Annotated in this window: 15 protein-coding genes; 11 read left to right on the top strand and 4 right to left on the bottom strand. The window is 62.5% G+C overall.

The window, feature by feature from the left end; genetic code table 11:
• Positions 1-4: 4 nt before the first annotated feature.
• Positions 5-1,213, bottom strand: coding sequence for a polysaccharide biosynthesis/export family protein (locus J2Y48_RS16380; RefSeq protein WP_310420353.1), 1,209 nt, complete (start codon positions 1,211-1,213; stop codon positions 5-7).
• Positions 1,214-1,297: 84 nt separating this feature from the next.
• Positions 1,298-1,975 carry a sugar transferase gene (locus J2Y48_RS16375; RefSeq protein ID WP_310420097.1) on the bottom strand — a complete coding sequence of 226 codons (678 nt, stop codon included), beginning with the start codon at positions 1,973-1,975 and terminating at the stop codon, positions 1,298-1,300.
• A 744-nt stretch (positions 1,976-2,719) separates the two neighbouring features.
• Here J2Y48_RS16375 and J2Y48_RS16370 point away from each other — a divergent pair.
• The gene (locus J2Y48_RS16370) at positions 2,720-3,013 is read left to right on the top strand and encodes an exopolysaccharide production repressor protein (protein ID WP_310420095.1); all 294 of its coding nucleotides are present in this window, start codon (positions 2,720-2,722) and stop codon (positions 3,011-3,013) included.
• A gap of 164 nt (positions 3,014-3,177) precedes the next feature.
• Positions 3,178-4,182, top strand: coding sequence for a glycosyltransferase family 2 protein (locus tag J2Y48_RS16365; protein WP_310420093.1), 1,005 nt, complete (start codon positions 3,178-3,180; stop codon positions 4,180-4,182).
• Positions 4,183-4,203: 21 nt separating this feature from the next.
• Here J2Y48_RS16365 and J2Y48_RS16360 read toward each other — a convergent pair whose 3' ends face one another.
• Both J2Y48_RS16360 and J2Y48_RS16355 read right to left on the bottom strand, forming a co-directional pair.
• Positions 4,204-5,145 carry a polysaccharide pyruvyl transferase family protein gene (locus J2Y48_RS16360; RefSeq protein ID WP_310420091.1) on the bottom strand — a complete coding sequence of 314 codons (942 nt, stop codon included), beginning with the start codon at positions 5,143-5,145 and terminating at the stop codon, positions 4,204-4,206.
• A gap of 43 nt (positions 5,146-5,188) precedes the next feature.
• Positions 5,189-6,148, bottom strand: coding sequence for a glycosyltransferase family 2 protein (locus J2Y48_RS16355; RefSeq protein WP_310420089.1), 960 nt, complete (start codon positions 6,146-6,148; stop codon positions 5,189-5,191).
• Positions 6,149-6,272: 124 nt separating this feature from the next.
• Here J2Y48_RS16355 and J2Y48_RS16350 point away from each other — a divergent pair, with 124 nt between their 5' ends.
• The 9 genes from J2Y48_RS16350 to J2Y48_RS16310 all read left to right on the top strand — a co-directional run bounded on the left by J2Y48_RS16350 (position 6,273) and on the right by J2Y48_RS16310 (position 17,678).
• A complete protein-coding gene (locus tag J2Y48_RS16350; RefSeq protein ID WP_310420088.1) occupies positions 6,273-7,754 on the top strand; it encodes a lipopolysaccharide biosynthesis protein in 1,482 nt (493 codons plus the stop codon).
• A 398-nt stretch (positions 7,755-8,152) separates the two neighbouring features.
• Positions 8,153-9,271, top strand: coding sequence for an acyltransferase (locus J2Y48_RS16345; RefSeq protein ID WP_310420351.1), 1,119 nt, complete (start codon positions 8,153-8,155; stop codon positions 9,269-9,271).
• A gap of 14 nt (positions 9,272-9,285) precedes the next feature.
• Positions 9,286-10,065, top strand: a complete 780-nt coding sequence (locus J2Y48_RS16340; RefSeq protein ID WP_310420086.1) for a glycoside hydrolase family 16 protein — start codon at positions 9,286-9,288, stop codon at positions 10,063-10,065.
• Positions 10,066-10,175: 110 nt separating this feature from the next.
• Positions 10,176-11,387 carry a glycosyltransferase gene (locus J2Y48_RS16335; RefSeq protein ID WP_310420084.1) on the top strand — a complete coding sequence of 404 codons (1,212 nt, stop codon included), beginning with the start codon at positions 10,176-10,178 and terminating at the stop codon, positions 11,385-11,387.
• Positions 11,377-12,402, top strand: a complete 1,026-nt coding sequence (locus J2Y48_RS16330; protein WP_310420082.1) for a glycosyltransferase family 2 protein — start codon at positions 11,377-11,379, stop codon at positions 12,400-12,402. The genes J2Y48_RS16335 and J2Y48_RS16330 overlap by 11 nt, the downstream gene beginning before the upstream one ends.
• Positions 12,399-13,340, top strand: a complete 942-nt coding sequence (locus J2Y48_RS16325) for a glycosyltransferase family 2 protein (RefSeq protein WP_310420080.1) — start codon at positions 12,399-12,401, stop codon at positions 13,338-13,340. Before J2Y48_RS16330 ends, J2Y48_RS16325 begins: the two co-directional genes overlap by 4 nt.
• Complete coding sequence (locus J2Y48_RS16320) at positions 13,337-14,353, top strand: glycosyltransferase family 2 protein (RefSeq protein ID WP_310420077.1); 1,017 nt, start codon at positions 13,337-13,339, stop codon at positions 14,351-14,353. The genes J2Y48_RS16325 and J2Y48_RS16320 overlap by 4 nt, the downstream gene beginning before the upstream one ends.
• Positions 14,354-14,357: 4 nt before the next feature.
• Entirely contained in the window at positions 14,358-15,263 is a 906-nt protein-coding gene (locus J2Y48_RS16315; RefSeq protein ID WP_310420074.1) for a UTP--glucose-1-phosphate uridylyltransferase, read from the top strand.
• Positions 15,264-15,353: 90 nt separating this feature from the next.
• Positions 15,354-17,678, top strand: coding sequence for a Wzz/FepE/Etk N-terminal domain-containing protein (locus J2Y48_RS16310; RefSeq protein WP_310420072.1), 2,325 nt, complete (start codon positions 15,354-15,356; stop codon positions 17,676-17,678).
• Positions 17,679-17,688 lie beyond the last annotated feature (10 nt).

The following is a 17,688-nucleotide window of genomic DNA, read 5'->3' as shown; positions in this document are numbered from 1 at the left end:
AGCCTCATCGCATGGCCATGTTCAACTGAACCTTGACCACGTCGCCGGGCAGCACTTCCGTCGTCTCGTCAGCCGTGATTTCGGTCGCTTGACCATCCTTTTGGCGGACGATCACATAGGCGATGTCGGCACCGGAACCGTTCTCCTTGGTGGCGGCCGCTTCCGTCGATTGCAGCAAGGCTTCCGACACCAGCTTCTGGCTGGTTGAAAGCTTCAATGTCACCGCCTCCAGTTCGCGTTCGGTGTTCTGCAGTTCCTGCGCAAGCATTGCATCCCAATCGTTCTTCAGATTGGTCTCGTCCTGGTTTGCCTTGCTGGCGTCCTGCTTGGCTTTAAGCGACGCTGTGTCGATGTCGAGCAGCGAAGCCTGCACATCGGCGATCCTCTGCTCGAGCGACAGCTTTCGCGAGCTGACCGTCAGGCCCTTTTCGGTGAGACTTTCGACCTTTTTGAGATCCTCATCGACAAGGGAAAGCTGGCGGGCCTGCGTCTCCGACTTCTTGGCAAGCGAATCAATCTCGTTCTGCAACAGCGCCTTCAGGTCTGCCAGCGCCGCGAGCTGGACCTTCTGCCTGCGGTCGCGGGATTCCATCAGCGCCGTCTCGCTTTCCACGAGGCTCGTCTGGTCGGGCGCGTCCTTCAGTTCGCCGGGCGGAGCGATCTTATCCTTCTTGGCGATTTCGGCCTGCAGCCTGGCGCGCCGGACGAGGAGCCGGTTGCGCTCCGCCACCAGCACCGACGCATCCCCGTCCGCCCGGATGAAGTCGCGGGCAAAGCGCTGCCCCGCCTCACCGCGGCGCAATCCGCCGCCGAGGCTGATGGCCTTGAGAACCGTCATGCTGGGGGCGAAAGGATATTCGCCGGGATCCTGTACCCCGCCGGCGACATAGATCGGCCGGTACTGCGCCAGCTCGACAGAAGCCGAGGGCAGGTCGCGCAGCGCGAAGAGCTTCTGCATCCGATCGCCAATTTCGGCGGCCACTTCGGCGGTCGTCTTGCCGGCGACCGGAAGTTCCCCGACGAGCGGCAGGGATATTTGCCCGGATGTGCCAACGGCATAGTCGCCGCTGAGCGCAGACCAGTCCCGAACGGCCCCCTCGGCGGTCTGCCACTCGACAACGCGGATGCGCAGCTTGTCGAGAACGTCGAGCCGATATTCATCGGCACGTGCCGGACCACTGTGCAGCAACCCCAGCACCAGACCGAGGGCCATGCCGGCGGTGGAAGTGCGAATAGGGAATCGTCGCGGCATCGCAGCCGCTCTAACCTTCGTCATGGATGTACCCGTTCAGTGAGATCAGTAGCTGCCGCGCGACAGGCAGACGGCGGGGATCGTCCTGGCAACGATGATGACGTCGTTGGTCAGCGACCAGGTCCGGACATACTGGGAGTCGAATGCGATGCGGGCGGCGTAGGAGACATCGTTGCGTCCGCTGACCTGCCAGAGACCGGTCAGGCCCGGGCGCGTCTGCAGGTAGTAGGCGGCGGCAGCCTCGTAGAGCTCGAGCTCGTCCTCGACGACGGGCCGCGGCCCGACGATGCTCATCTCGCCACGGAGGATGTTGAAGAGTTGCGGCAGCTCGTCGAGGCTGAGCTTGCGCAGCACGGTGCCGACGACCGTCACCCGCGGATCGTCCTTGAGCTTGCGGGTCGTGCGCCACTCCTCATAGGCATCCGGGTTGGCCTTGAGGTGTTGCTGGAGGATGCGGTCGCCGTCGACCCGCATGGTCCGGAATTTCAGACAGCGGAAGCTGCGCCCGTTGTGGCCGACGCGGCGGTGTCCGTAAAACACCGCGCCGCCATCGGACATTTTGACGAGCAGGCTGATCAGCAGGAAGATGGGGCTGAGAAAAACGAGTGCCATCGAGGCGGCCAGGATATCAAAACCGCGCTTGGTAATTCCGCCAAGCGGCGGGGCGCCGGCTGTACCGGTGCTGAGAAACGTCGAACTGGCCGATCGTGTCGCGGACTTCATAGAGGGGGCTCCGTTCCGGTTTGTCGATTGGTCGTGTCCGCTTGGGACGCGGGCGCTATCCAACACGCAACGTTTGGTCAGAGTTTGTTTCAGGGGAGAATTTTTGGTGACAGCGCGTGAGGCCTCCTATTTAAGGTGCTTATAATATATGTTCATCATAGTTATAATTCTATTCTCGCATGTATCAGGTTGTCGTAATAAGTAATTTATATAGATAATATTACTATTTTTTGCGCTTGGCTAAATTTGATAGTTTATGCTCTGAGCATGTTCATCTTTTTCATTTCATGAGTTCTTTGTTTATATTTGTGAGCGGATGCAGTGTTTCTATTTAAAGCAAATTTCCTTCCGCTATTGCAGTGCAGCATTGCGCGGCGATGCGCTGATCGCAGGGGACTGCCGGTATAGATCCTGTAACAAAAGGTGATCACAAGGGAGCTGGTCGCATACATCAGAGGCTGCATCTGCGTTCAGCCGATCACGCAGTTGATGTAATGCGGCGGCAATACGGCCGAATGCCGCCCGATTTGGCCACGGTACGATTCGTTGCAGGAGACGAGGTCGAGCCAAGGCGATCACAACCTGTTGAATTGCCCGCCTTTTCATCCTGTTCAATAAGGAAGCGCAGCCAAAGATTGAACCTGCGACGCCCGGCGAATATACTCGACGCGCTCCCAAGGTGTCCGGGAGGAGGCCGCCTCGACATGACATTCCCAATTCATTCCATGGGCCCGAGCTAGCGCGATGTATGGTCCGCGTGTCTTCATAAGCATGGTCGGCACATTGCTGGTCTTCGGACTGGTGACGTATGGTCTGACGGGTTCGCTAACCGGGACCCTCATTCGAACTCTGATTTGCGCGGTCCTGCTGCAGGTTGGGTATTTCGCGGGTGTACTCTTTCTCGTTTGGAGGGAAGCGCGCGAGCGCCAACGGAAGGTTGATGAGGCGATCGTGCCCACTGCAGTGGGTGCTGAGGATAAATCGGCCTCGAGTCTGACGGTTTCCAGGCTGAACGAACCCGGGCCTTCCAACTACTGACGCCTTCTTAAGGGCCGCTTTCGCGCCATCTGTCACGATCATCTCCAGCATGGCCCCGAAGGGGACACGATCATTTTCCATGGTCCCGCCGTGCCGCTTCGCTCCTATCCTGGCGACTGGCACCCGCGTTTCACGCGCACTTGCAACGGAGAACGGTCGGAACGATGAACAATGGAATCTGCGTCATCATCGCTGCTAAGAATGCCGCCCCCACCATCGGGCGTGCCGTATCGTCAGCATTGAGGGAGCCGGAAACGAGCGAAGTCATTGTCGTCGACGACGGATCGACGGACGACACAGGCGGGGCTGCGCGCGCCGCAGACGATGCGAGCGGCCGGTTGCGCATCCTTCGTTTCGACGAAAACCAGGGACCGGCCGCTGCCCGGAACCACGCGATCAGGATGTCGCAAGCGCCGATCCTCAGCGTGCTCGACGCCGACGACTTCCTGCTGCCGGGACGCTCCGCGCGACTGCTTGCAGAAGACGGCTGGGACTTTGTCGCCGACAACATCGCCTTCGTCGACGAGGCAAGGGCATCGCAAGCCCATCTGGAGATCGCCGAATTCGAGGCAAAACCGTACCATATCGGCCTGGGGGCCTTCGTCGAAGGCAATATCTCCCGGCGCGGCGTCCGCAGGGGTGAAATCGGCTTCCTCAAGCCGCTGATCCGGCGTGATTTTCTCGACCGCCATGGGCTGCGCTACAAGCAACAGCTGAGGCTCGGCGAGGACTACGATCTCTATGCCCGAGCTCTTGCGCAGGGAGCGCGCTACAAGATCATTCACAGTTGCGGCTATGGTGCGGTCGTGCGCGGCGATTCCTTGAGCGGCAGCCACCGCACGGAGGACCTCAAGCGTCTCTACGAGGCCGATCGCGCGATGCTGGCCGGGCCGGCCCTGCTGCCAAAGGATCGGGCGTTGATCCGCAAGCACGAGCGCCATATCCGGGCACGCTATGAATTGCGGCACTTCCTTGATCTGAAAAAGCAGTTCGGCGTCGCGCGGGCCATCTCCTACGCTGTGACGCACCCCCTTGCATTTCCAGCCATCGCTGGCGGCATCCTGTCCGACAAGACCGCGCGTTTTCGCCGCCGCGCCGAGGCGCCGGAAGCGCTCGGGGGAACCGGTAGGATCCGTTACCTGCTCGCCGCGCCGCCGCGTGGGCAATAGACCGACGGTCGGGCCATCCTGTCAGAAATAGTCGCGGCGAACGCCTTCGAGTGTTGTGAGAAAGCGCTCCTTGCGCTCGCTGAGCGCGGCATCGGCGCTCAGTTGCGGCTCGGCACGGCTTGCCTGCCAGAGCGCCAGTGCGGAGGGCGCGGCAAGCATTCGCTTGGCGGCCGACCGCAGCGTCTTGCGGCTCGATAACGTCTCGCGAACCAGAAGTTCACCGTCGTCCTGCTGGCTGTCGGCGATATGGCGTCGCGGCTCGAACTCGACGCCCCAGAAACGGGTGCCCTTGAAGATCGCCTCCGCGCGGCTGGAAACGGGAACATAGCGTGGCCGGTAACTGACGCCGACAGTGTCCGCCCAGTCGTTCCACTTGAAGCTGTTGATGTTGGGCGACGTGGTCACCGCCACCCAGGGAACGCGGAACGCATCAGCGAGAATGGCGCCATGCATCGATTCGGCGATGATCATTTCCGACCGGGCGATTTCGGCGATCACCTCCTTTGCGTCACCGCGTGGGTCGATGTAATTGACACCGACCGTGGCGCAAACCTCCGGCCACAAGCCGGCAATCGCCGATTCCCAATGCGGCACGAAGCTCTTTCGATGTGCCTTCGCGAGATGGCGGAACTCCGGCATGTCGGCCACCATCACCGCCGGGTCGATGATCCCGAGTGCCTCGTCGATGCCGATCTTCTGCGCGGTCAGCGGCCCGCGGACGCAGCGGATATCCCATGTGGCGGTGTCGCGCATGTCGGGCAGCGCGCCATAGCCGAAGCCGCTTCCCAACACCAGCTTGCGGCCCTCCTTCGGCAGCAGCATCTCGTTGAGCACGGTCCCCACTCCGACCAGCAGCGTGTCAGGATGGACGTCGCGAAAGCCGGGCAGCAGGAAATCCCAGAGCCAGAGGTTCAGGTCGTCGCCGAAATTGCCGTGCTGTGATTCCCAGTAATAGGGCTTCATTCAGGTCTCCTGTGTCTTCGGGATAGGCGCGAGCGGATGATGCTCAGCGGGAAAACTTGCCGGCGGCAAGCTCGACGGCGCTGCGCAGCAGTACGGGATCGCGCCAGACCCATCTGGCGAGCAGGCTCAACTGCGGCAGCTTGCGCCGCTTGACCAGCCGCGCCTGGCTCCACAGCGCCTGCCGCCGCGCCGTGCCCTTGTAGGAGCGGATCGAGGTCGCCTCTGGCGAGCGGTGGGCAAAGCGACCCTCGAGCGTATCGAGCGCCACCCAGGTGTTGAACTGCTGTTTCAGGAACTGGGGGGAATCGTTGTCGATCCCGTGGAAAATGTTGATGCCCTCGCCACGAACCGCGCCGGGTGCGTCGCACAGGATGACATGTTCGGCCGCGAGCACGCAGTCGCAGAAGAACAGAACGTCTTCTGCCGCAAGCCGCAGCTTGGGATCAAAACGGATCGCCTCGAAAAGTTTTCTGCCGATGACCATGCAGGAGAGGTGCAGGAAGCTCCAGTTCTTCAGCATGACCCTGGAAAGTTCCGGAATTTCAACCAGCAGCGGCGTCTCCTGCAGGCGCTCGACGCGCTCCGTCTTTTCGAGATCAGCGACGCCGAAGTGGTAATAGAACGCGTCGCCGCCGGTGATGGAGGCCCAGTAGCAGTCGGCACCGAAGCGCGTCATGCCCTCATAGGCATTGCGCAGGTGTTCGGCGGTCCAGACGTCGTCGGAATCGAGGAAGGCGACGAACTCGGTGGCTGCGTCGACATGGTCGAGCGCGGTGTTGCGCGCCCCGCCCGGTCCGGCATTGTCCTGGCGGATAATCCTGATGCGGGATCGTTGCTCGGCAGGCAGCGGCGCAAGCTCGTCATCGATCGGATAGGGTGACTGGTCATCGACGATAATGATGTCGAACTCGGTGAAGGTCTGGGCGAAGACGGAGGCGAGCGCACGCCTCAGAATACCGGGTTCCTTCTGGTAGTATGGGATTGCAACGGTCAGCTTCGCCATCTTTTCGCCCTTGCGGTTTTCCTAAAAAGAGGTGTGCCTGGTCTTCTCCCAATGGGGTGCGGCCTTACCTACAGCGTTGATCCTAAACGATTTTCGCTTTCCTCAGCGCGCCTAGGATGCCAATATGCCCACCGTCATCAACGCGAAATCGGTCACACGAAACGTCGGCTGGAGCGTCCTATCCAAGACAAGCACATTCGGGCTGAAGTTTGTCACCGTGCCGATTCTGGCGCGAATCCTCACCCCCGAAGAGTTCGGTGCGGTGGCCGTTGCGCTCACCGTCGTGCAGTTCCTGGCGATGATCGGCGGTGCCGGTCTGGCATCCGCGCTGATCATCCAGCGCGAGGAAGACAGTGAGACGATTCACTCCGTTTTCTGGGCGAATCTGGCGATTTCCAGCCTGATGGCATTCGGCATCTTTCTGTGGGCCGAGCCGATCGCGGCGCTGCTCGGCGCCGCCGATGCGGCTTATCTCGTGCGGCTGCTCAGCCTGCTCATTCCGTTGCAGCTTGGCGGCGACGTCGCCTATGCGCTTTTGGCCCGGCGCATGCAGTTCAGCACGGATGCGCTGTGGAACATGATCTCCGAATCGGCCGGTGCGTTGGCCGCTGTCGTGCTGGCACTGGTGGGTTTCGGCGTCTGGGCGCTGGTCGCGCAGATATTCCTGTCGGCGCTGATTCGCCTGACCGGCCTGTTCGCGGTCTCGCGCTATAAACCGCGACTGGTGCTCTCACCGCGCCGCGTGTTGGGACTGACGCGGTTCAGCCTTGGCATGATGGGGTCGGAGATCGCTAACTTCGTCAGCTTCCAATCGCCCATGGTGATCATCTCCCGTTTTCTCGGTCTTGCCGACGCCGGCGCCTATTCGGCGGCGAATCGTTTCTCCAGCATCCCGAACCAGGTGGTGCTGTCTGCGGTCATGGGGGTGTTGTTTCCGGCATTCAGCAGCATGATGCAGGACAGCGCCCGCCGCTCGAACGCGCTTATGCTCAGCACCCAGGTAACGACCGTGCTGCTCGCGCCGATGATGTTTGGCCTCTGGGCCCTGGCCGAGCCCGCCATGCTGACGCTTTTCGGCCACCAGTGGGCCTATGCCTGGCCGGTGCTGGGCCTCTTGGCGCTGTCCAAGGGGATCCTCACCCCCTGCAGCACCTATATTCCGTATCTGAAGGGTGTCGGCCATGGCGGCACGCTGTTCTGGTGGGCTATCCTGCGCGCAGTGGTCACCACGGCTGCGGTCGCTTACGGCGCCTATGCTGGTTCGCTCGTTGAAGCCATGGTCTGGCTGTGCGTGGTCAATGTATTCGTGCTTGTCGGCTATTCCATCGTCGTCTTTCGCGCCGACGGTACGCCGTTGCTGCGCGGCTTCGTGCTGTCCTGCCGACCGATGTTCACCGCCATCATCATGGCCCTCATCGTTCGCTATCTGCTTGACCATTTCGGTCCTCTGGTGCCGAACGCCGCGGCGCAGGTTGTCCTCGGCGCCGCAGTCGGCAGCGCGATCTACGGCGGGCTTATCCTGCTCACCGAGCGGCCCCTGCTTACGAAGCTGGTGCAGCTGGCGCGCAAGCGCACACCGATCGGCGAGACAAGTCCCGTCGAATAGGGTGGCAAAGCCAGATACAGTCGCCATGGCCTCGCCACATTCTGTCGCGCTCGCCGTCAAATTGAACACTGCAACAGCCGCCCGAAGATAATTTCCCAATAAAAACGGCTGTTGGAGTACGGCCTTAAGTTGTGCGTCTCTGCGTTTATGAGCATGTGCTTCAATAGCCTAGGTGGGCGGGTGTTTTTCCCCCTTGAAGCTAGCAATCAACCGCCACCGCCTGTCGCGACCACCGCCTGCTGGCGATGCACTGCAACCGCAAGCGCGGGTGTTTTCTGCTGCATCGCCATATTTTTCTGCCTGAACCACCCTAACCTTTTTGGCGCGGGCTCGAGTCTGCTCTGTTTGAAACGACCGCCAAAGATGCGGCCCCAATAGAGGTGACTGACATCGTGGACATGAACGCGAACGTCTCTTCGCGGATCAATCTGATGCGCATCGTGCTCATCTCGGGGATCGTCTTCGTGCACGTGCCCTATGATTCGGCGAACAGCCCGTTTTCGGGCGCAAATGGTTTAATCGACTGGCTGCGGGTCTTTCTCGGCGACAGCCTGTTTCGTGTGGGCGTGCCCTGCCTCAGCGCAATCTCCGGCTATCTGCTTTTCCGACGCGGCCTGGAAAATTTCAGCTACGCAAAGACGATGCGGACCAAGGCGCTGACCGTGCTGGTGCCTTTTCTGCTCTGGAACGGTGCGTTTCTCGCACTTGTCTTCCTCGCCCAGAAGAATGGAATAGGCTTCGGATACTTGCCCGATGTCGTCGATGCGACGCCGCGGGAAATGGCGAGCCTCGCCTTGGCGCTGGAAGCCTGGCCGATCAACCTGCCGCTCTATTTCCTGCGCGACCTGCTCCTGTGCCTGCTCCTGTCGCCGGTGCTTGCCCTGCTGGTGATCCGCTATCCGCGCGCCACCTTGATCGCACTGATCGCCTATGCCGTGCTCCCGCTGCCGAACGGCATTCTCCTGAAGAAGTCGATCCTCTTCGGCTTCAGCGTCGGCATCGCCGTCGCCTTGCACCGGATCGACCTGAAGGCCGTGGATCGGCACGCCGGCGTGATTGTGCTGGCCATGCTGTCGGCCACGCTGCTCCTTTCCATTGGTCTCTACCTGACCGGGCCGGTGTTTCCGCTTTGGCTGGACATTCTCCGCGCCATGACGGCGCTCACCGGCATCGTCGGGTCATGGGCCCTTTCCGAATTCCTCGTCCGCACGTCTCTCGGCACACGGCTTGCCGCGGGCGGCGGGCTCAGCTTCTGGATTTTCTGCGGGCACTACCCGCTGCTGCTGGTGTTCTGGATGGTCTGGAATCGTCTCGCAATCGACCACTACGTGCTCTTCTATTTCGCGGCCCCAGCGCTGGCGTTCGCGATCCTCGTTCCCTCACACGCTTTCGTGCAGCGAAGGCTTCCGGGCCTGCACGCGCTTCTGACCGGCAGCCGCACCTCGCGCCACGGTTCGCAGAAACAGCTCGCTCAGGCCACCGCCGCGAGCGTCGGCTACGCCACTCGGCAACGCTGAAACGGAGATCAATCATGACAAGACGACCCCACTCCCTGATCCTTGCCGCTGCGTTTGCCGCAGTCCTGTCAGCCCCGGTGGCTGCACAGGAGGGCGCAACCGGAGCATCCTTCGTCGAGAATTTCGACAAGCTGGACACATCGGTCTGGTACGTCTCGGATGGCTGGAACAACGGCGCGCACCAGAACTGCACGTGGTCGAAGGACCAGGTCCGTGTGGAGGGCGGTGTACTTTCCCTCACCTTCGAGCAGCGCCAGCTTGGCGAACGGGAATATGCCTGCGGAGAGATCCAGACACGCAGCCGCTTCGGCTACGGCACCTATGAGGTCCGGATGAAAACCGCCGACGGTTCCGGTCTCAACTCGGCCTTCTTCACCTATATCGGTCCGGCCGACAAGAAACCGCACGACGAGATCGATTTCGAGGTGCTCGGCAAGAACACGGCCAAGGTCCAGCTCAATCAGTACGTTTCCGGCAAGGGCGGCAACGAGGCGCTGGCGGAGGTGCCCGGCGGCGCAAACAAGGGCTTCAACGACTACGCCTTCGTCTGGGAAAAAGAGCGCCTGCGCTACTTCGTCAACGGCAAGCTCGTCCACGAGGTGACGGATGCCACCAAGCTTCCCGTCAATGCCCAGAAGATCTTTGCCAGTCTCTGGGGCACCGACAGCCTGAGTGACTGGATGGGCACGTTCACCTACAGCGCGCCGACGCAGCTCCTCATCGACCGGATCGCGTTCACCGCCGAAGGGGAAGCGTGCCAGTTCGCCGCATCCGTGGCCTGCACGCTGAACTGAAAACCACACGCGCCGTCACGCAATTGTCGGCCACGGCAGGGACCCCCGTCGTGGCTGCCATAAGATTTAAACGCGCCTGGTCCGCTCCGGGCAGGAGAACGGGAATTCTGATGCTGCGAATCCTGTATTTCGCACACGACCTTGCCGACCCGGCAGTCCGGCGCAGGGTGCTTACCCTGCAGGCGGGCGACGCCAAGGTGACGCTCGCCGGGTTCCGCCGCGGCGAGAAGACGGGAGTGCCAATCAACGGGGTTACGCCAATCGAGCTTGGCGTGACCGAGGATGCCCGCTTCGCCCAGCGCGTCGGCGCGATTGCCGTTGCGCGCCTGCGGCTCGAGCGCGCCTTGCAAGGTGTCGCGAAGCCGGACCTGATCATCGCGCGCAATCTCGAAATGCTCGCGATCGCGCAAAAGGCCGTGTCAGTCTTCGGCGGCGATGTGCCGATCGTCTACGAGTGCCTGGACATCCACCGCCTGCTGCTGCGCAAGGATTGGGTCGGTCGGGCCATGCGGACTGTAGAAGCCAGGCTCGGGCGGAACGCGCGCCTGCTCGTGACGAGCTCGCCCGCGTTCGTCGAAAACTATTTTCGTCCGCTGTCCGGCATCGCTGCACCGGTTCTTCTCCTTGAAAACAAGGTCCTGGAACTTGATGACGACGATTCGTCCGTACCCGAGCCGCGTTGCCCCGCCGCGGGCGACCCCTGGAGGATCGGCTGGTTCGGTGCATTGCGCTGCCGCAAGTCGCTGGACCTGCTTTCGAGCTTCTCGCGCGCAATGGGTGGCAAAGTCGAGATCATCATTCGCGGCCGTCCGACCTATGCCGAGCTGAAGGACTTCGACAGCTTCATGCGCGGCCAACCCTTCATGAGCTTTCGCGGCGCCTACCGCAATCCGGAAGACCTCGGGGAGATCTACAGCGAGGTCCAGTTCTGCTGGGCCATCGACTTCTTCGAGGAAGGCCTGAACTCGGCCTGGCTACTGCCGAACCGGGTCTATGAGGGCTGCCGATACGGCGCAGTTCCCATCGCGATCAAGGGTACCGAGACAGCCCGCTTCATCGCCGGCAAGCGGATCGGCCTCACACTCGAGGATGCCTCCATCGCAAGCCTGGTCGAGCTGTTTTCGGCGATCGACCGGCAAAGCTATGCCGACCACTTCGACCGCATCGCAAGGCTGGGCGCCGGGCAATGGACCTTTGGCCGGGGCGACTGCCAAGCCCTGGTGCATCGTCTCGCGAAAGTGGCCGGGACGCCGCAACCGAGCGGTCGCCCCCGTGCCTTGGCGGAAGCCGCAACAATGGAGATCGACTGCCATGACAGGTGAAACGCTCAGATCCGTGCGCTGCCTGATCATCATTCCCTGCCTCAATGAGGCCGAGCACATCGGCCCGCTGATCGACAAGCTCGGCGGCGCGCTTGAGGCGCTCGATTCGAGACTGGTCGTCGTCGATGGCGGCAGCACCGACGGTACGCGGGAGATTGTTCGCGAGATCGCGGCAGAAAACCCGAAGGTCCACCTGCTCGACAACCCCCGGCGCATCCAGAGCGCGGCCGTCAATCTCGCCGTCGCCACCTTCGGTGCGCAGTACGACTACCTGATCCGGATCGATGCCCATGGAAAATACCCCGACGACTATTGCCAGGTTCTGGTGGACGAGGCGACGGCGACCGGTGCCGATTCCGTCGTTGTCGCCATGCAAACGGTTGGCTTCGGCGCATTCCAGAAGGCGACGGCCTTTGCGCAGAACTCGAAGCTCGGCAATGGCGGCGCCAGGCATCGCGTTGGCGCGGCCAGCCATTGGGCCGACCACGGCCACCACGCCCTCATGCGGATTGCAGCCTTCCAGGCTGTCGGCGGCTACGACGAAGCCTTCAGCCACAACGAGGACGCCGAACTCGATTACCGGCTGAACCGGGCGCGATACCGCATCTGGATGACCGACAGGACAAGCATGATCTACTATCCGCGCGCCAGCGCCGGGCCGCTCTTCCGTCAGTATTTCGCCTACGGACGCGGCCGGGCGCGGAACTTTCTCAAACATCGCGCCTGGCCGAGCCTGCGCCAGATGATCCCACTTTCGGTCGCGCCGGTGGCAGCGGGTGCATTGCTCGCCTTCATCAACTGGGCCGCGGTCATTCCGGTCGGGTTCTGGGCTGTAGCCTGCCTTGGCTACGGCTTCTGGATGGCCGTCGGGCAACGTAACCCCTACGGCCCGCTTGCCGCCATTTCGGCGATGGTCATGCATTTCGCCTGGTCTGCCGGCTTCTGGCGCGAGCTTCTCGATTTTCGCCGCAGGCGAATGGAGGCCTATGGTGCCGACGCGCGGGTGACGCCATGACCCCGACGCCGCAAACACTGCCTTTTTCCTGCATCGATATCGCGGTGTGCACTTTCAGGCGTCCGGAATTGGAGCGGACGCTGCGATCGCTGGCTGCTATCGACGTGCCCGCCGACAGTTCGGTGCGCATCATTATCGCCGACAATGATGTGGTACCGAGCGCCGCCGGCCTCGTCGAAAGCCTGCGCGCCGAAATCCCCTTCGGGATCGACTACGTCCACTGCCCCGCGTCGAACATCTCGATTGCGCGCAACGCTTGCCTCGATCATAGCCGCGGCGAGTTTCTCGCCTTTATCGACGACGACGAAACCGCTTCGCCTGAATGGCTGGCCCGTCTCATGGAAACGATGAGCGAAACGGCAGCCGACGTCGTCCTGGGGCCGGTGAAGGCGCAGTACGGCGCCGCACCGAAATGGATGCGTCGCGCGGACTTGCACTCGACCGGCCCGGTCTGGGTCGGAGGCGAAATCCGTACCGGCTACACTTGCAATGTCCTGCTTCGTCTCACCGCCAGGCCTATTGTGGGGCGTCGCTTCAGCCTGTCGCTCGGCCGCACGGGCGGCGAGGACACCGAGTACTTCTCGCTCGCAAATCGTGCCGGTGCCCGCATTGCCTTTGCGCCAACCGCCTGGGTGCACGAGCCGGTGACCGAAAATAGGGCTACGTTCGGATGGCTTGCCAAGCGCCGTTACCGCATGGGGCAAACCCACGGCCGGCTGCTTGCCGGTCGCCCCCAAAATGCTGGCAGAGCTGCGCAGGTCGGACTGGCCGCCGCAAAATCACTCTTCTGCGCCGGCGCCTGCGTCGCGACGGCTATGTTGCCGGCTCGCGGCTACGGCTATGCGCTGCGTGCCATCATGCATGCCGGTGTGGTGAGCGGCCTGATGGGCGTGCGGGAGATCGAGCAATACGGCCTGCCGGAGACACGCACGCCATGATCGAACCTCCTGACGTCACCTTCGTCATCGCTGCCTACAATTCCGCCGAGACGATCGGTCGGGCGATCGAGAGCGCGCTCGCCCAACGCGATGTCGTCACGGAAGTCGTGGTCGTCGACGATGCCTCGTCGGATGCGACGCGCGACATCGTCGGCCAGATCGCCGATCCGCGCGTGCGCTTGATCACTTTGGCGCAGAACCGTGGCCCGGGCGGTGCACGCAATGCCGGCCTCGAAGCGGCACGCGGACGATGGATCGCGATCCTCGATTCCGACGACACCGTGGAACCGGACCGGCTGGCACGGCTAATTTCGCGCGCCGAGAAGGCGAGGGCGCAGATCGCCGTCGACAATCTTGATGTCATCGCAGCCGACGGCTCCCGCCAGCGCATGTTTTCGGAAGCGGAGTTGGCGCGGCAGAATCAGCTGACGCTGCCAGCCTTCATCGCCTCCAATGTATTGTTCCGAACCGAGCACAATTTCGGCTACATGAAGCCGGTGTTCGCACGGAGCTTCCTTGCGGACCACGGCTTGCGCTTCGACGAGACGTTGAAGATCGGCGAGGACTACATCCTGCTCGCCTCGGCGCTGGCCCGTGGCGGCAGATGCGTGGTCGAGCCGACCGCCGGATATGCCTACCATCTGCGCGAGGGATCCATTTCCCGTGTCCTGAAGCCGCATCATGTCGAGGCGATGATCCTGTCCGATCAGCGCTTCGTCATCGATCACCGCCTCGACCGGGCTGCGAAGGCGGCACAACAGCGCCGCAGCCAGAGCCTTTACGAGGCGCGCTCTTTCCTCGCGCTGGTCGAACATCTCAAACGCGGTGCTTTTTTGCGCGCGCTCGGCGAGGCCATCGGCAATCCCGCCGCGATCCGGCATCTGCGCATGCCAATCGCCGCCCGCCTGCGCCGTCTCCTGGGCCGTTCCGCGCCTTCCTCCATACGCTCCGCCGCCAAACCGGCAGGCGGACGATCGATCCCGGGCAAAAGCCCATACAGCAGCAAAGGATAACGCCATGGACACAATCAGACCTGTGCGCAAAGCCATCATTCCGGTTGCAGGAAACGGAACCCGCTTCCTTCCCGCTACCAAGGCCATGCCGAAGGAAATGCTGACCATCGTCGATCGCCCTGTGGTGCAATATGCGCTGGACGAGGCGCGCCAAGCCGGCATCGAGCACATCGTCTTCGTCACCGGGCGCAACAAGCAGGCAATCCAGGACCATTTTGACGATGCGCCAGAACTGATCTCCTCGCTTTCGCGATCGGGCAAGGACGCGCAGGTTTCCGAACTGGAGGCGATGCTCCCGGCGGCGGGCACCGTCAGCTTCACGCGGCAACAGGCTCCATTGGGTCTCGGCCACGCCGTCTGGTGCGCGCGCGACCTGATCGGCGACGAGCCGTTCGCGCTGTTGCTGCCCGACATGATCTGCCACGGGCCGCGCGGCTGTATGGCGGGTCTGATGGACCTGTACGGATCCACCGGCGGGAATGTCGTCGGCGTCGAGCAGTGCGCTCCTGAAGAGGCGTCGAAATATGGCATCGTCGGCAAGGGGCACACGGTGCCGCATGGCTTCGCCGTCACCGAAATGGTGGAGAAGCCGAAGCAGGGAGAGGCGCCCTCGAACTTTTTCCTGAACGGCCGCTACATCCTCCAGCCGGAGATTTTCGGCTTTCTCGCCCGCCAGCAGCGCGGCGCCGGCAATGAGATCCAGCTTACCGACAGCATGCTGAAGTTGTCGCAAACCCAGCCGTTCCACGCCCATCCCTATGCGGGGCGCACCTTCGATTGTGGCTCGAAGCAGGGCTTCATTGAAGCCAACGTCGCCTTTGCGTTAGCGCGACCCGACATCGGCGGAATGGTGTTTGAGTCCGTCAGGGACATGGTTCTGTCTCATCAAGGCCGCATCCACGCGGCATAAGCGTGCCCCCGGCCAAAGCCGGGACCAAGCCGATCACAGACCTGTCCCGGTCCCCGGGGCAGGTTTCCCGATCCGGGAGAGCGAGGTTTCATGAACCAGAGAAGTCTACCGTTGACCAGACCGTTGCCGCGAAACGCGGAGAGCTCCGATTCTTTCATCGACCTCGATCGTCTGCTTTCCGCCGTGCAGCGGCGTGCAAAGACGATCGCAATCCTCACCGGTGTCTTCATCGTCGGCGGCATTGCCTATCTCGGTTTTGCCACCCCGCTCTACACGTCGATGACGCAGATCCTCATCGACGACAGCATGTCGCGCTACGCGGAAGATCAGGAGGCTTCGCCCCAGAGTGGCCAGCAACTGGATACGCGCATCGCCAGCACGGTTGAACTTCTGCGCTCCGGCAAGCTGGCGCTGCGCGTCGTTGACCAGGCCGACCTCTCCGGCGAACCGACCTTGATCGACCCGGCGCGCTCGCCCATCGCCACGGTCAAATCATGGGTCAAGGCGGTCATGAGCGTCTTCTCTGGAAGCGATCCCGTTTCCGAGGACGCGGCCGCAAATGCCAGGCGGCAGAAGGCGGCGGCGATGCTTCAACCGTCGTTGAAGGTCGAGCGGGTCGGTCGGAGCTCCGTTCTTTCGGTTGCCTTCACCTCGCCGGAACCCCAGCTGGCGGCACTGATCGCGCGGACCTATGCCGACGCCTACCTCTCCGACCAGCTGAGTGCAAACCTCGAGGCCTCCGAACGGGCCACCGTCTGGCTTCAGGAGCGCCTCGACGACCTCGGCCAGCGCTCGCAGGCCGCCGCGATGGAGGTGGAGACCTATAGGCGCGAGAACAATCTGACCTCGACCCGCGGCGAACTCATGTCGGAACAGCAACTCGCCGACCTCAACAGCCAGCTGATCGTTGCCCGGGCGGATTTCGCCAGCGCCTCGGCCCGCTACGAACAGTTGAAGGCGATCGTCGAGAAGGGACCGGAGAGCGCTGTCCAGAATTCCACTGTCGCCTCGAAGGATATAGACAGCTCCGTCATCCAGGACCTGAGGACACGATACTCCGCCGTCAGCAAACGCGAACAGGACGTGACGCAGAATTTCAGCGCCGACCATCCGCAGGCCGTCGCGCTGCGGGCGGAGCGGGAAGACCTGTCGAAACAGATCTTTCGCGAGCTGCAGCAGATGACGGCAACCTATCGCAACGAATACGAGGTCGCCCGAAAGCGTGAACAGTCGCTGCGTGACAGCATCGACACGGTGTCCGGCACGAACTCTGACGCCAACCAGGCGCTGGTCAAGCTTCGCGAGCTGGAGCAGAAGTCGACCGCGCTCAAGGCCCTCTACGACACCTACCTGAACCGCTACGAGCAGGCTTCGCAGCAGCGATCGTTCCCGATCGCGAGGGCGCGGGTGATTTCCGACGCGGGCGTGCCGGTTTCGCCGTCCAGTCCGAAGAAGACGATGGTGCTCGCGCTATCGGCGGTCCTTGGCCTGATGGCAGGCGGGGCCTTCGCCTTCCTTCAGGAGATGCAGGAACGTGGCCTGAGGCTGGAAAGCGACGTCCGCAGGCTCCTGCGGCACAGGTCGATTGGCTATCTGCCATTGATCGGCAAGCGGCCGAAGAAGCGCTTTCACCTGCGCGATCTGCTCCGTCCACGGCATGTCGAGCCGGATGCGCCCGAGGAACCATTGCCCCTCGAGCGAATGACCCGCATCGTCCGCGAGGCGCCGCAATCGACTTTTGCGGAAACGCTGCGGCATGCCAAGCTTGCCTGCGACGTGCTGTTGCAGCGGCGGCCGAACAGGGTCATCGGCATCATTTCGGCCGCTCCTGGCGAGGGAAACACCACCTTTGCCGCCAACTTCGCCCTCCTGCTCGCTTCGATGGGCAAGCGCACGCTGTTGGTGGACGCCGACCTGCGCAATCCTTCCCTCAGCCGGATGCTGAAGCCCGCGCCGAAGGCCGGTCTGGTCGAAGCGGCACTAGGCGAGGTGCCCTGGGCGTCGACGATCAAGGTCGACCAGCAGACGAAGCTCGCGATCCTGCCGCTCGCGCCGCGAGCGCTCGACGACGAGTTTCACTACACCAACGAGATCTTCGCGGCTCCTGGCATGGCCACGTTGATGGAGAATGCACGCAAGACCTTCGACTACACCGTCGTCGATCTGGCGCCGCTCGGACCTGTGGTGGATGCGAAGGCCTTCGCGCAGCACGCCGACGGCTTCGTCCTGGTGCTCGAGTGGGGCAAGACGCCCGCGCGTCTTGTCAGCGAGATCCTCGAGGCCGAGATCGACATCAATTCGAAGATCCTCGGCGTCGTGCTGAACAAGACCGACATGGACGAACTTCCCTCCTACAGCGATCAGGGCGGATCGGAGAAATTCCGCAAACATTATGCCAAGTATTACGTCGACTAGCTGCGGAGCA

The sequence above is a fragment of the Mycoplana sp. BE70 genome (genome assembly GCF_031455855.1).
In the GTDB taxonomy this organism is placed as follows: domain Bacteria; phylum Pseudomonadota; class Alphaproteobacteria; order Rhizobiales; family Rhizobiaceae; genus Mycoplana.
This window is presented reverse-complemented; position numbering and strand designations above follow the sequence as displayed.